The organism is Chryseobacterium sp. SIMBA_038, from assembly GCF_046535115.1.
Lineage (GTDB): Bacteria > Bacteroidota > Bacteroidia > Flavobacteriales > Weeksellaceae > Chryseobacterium.
In genome coordinates, this window is the sequence record NZ_JAWRXH010000257.1 from 1 (window position 1) to 260 (window position 260).

Genomic DNA, 260 nt, shown 5'->3' on the forward strand with positions numbered 1-260 from the left:
CTGGAAGCCGCCATTCAGGCCAATCAACAGCTGGATGCCTCGATTCTGGCGGCGAAGGCGCAGCTCGAGCAGAGCCGTGTCAGCGAGGAAGAGCAGCGGCTGGAGATGGCGCGCGTCACGCGGTTGATCAAGTCGCACAGCATCTCGCGCCAGCAGTACGATCAGACACGTGCCAGCTATCAGGGCGCGCAGGCGCGTCTCGATCTGGCCTATACCGAGGTGCGCGCCCGCGAGGCCGGGACGGTGTCCAACATGCAGCT

The 260-nt window shown here is 65.0% G+C and carries 1 pseudogene; it reads left to right on the top strand.

Features of this window, described 5'->3' with window-relative positions:
- Window positions 1-260 (top strand): annotated as a pseudogene (locus SB689_RS23465) (hypothetical protein); the annotation flags it as partial.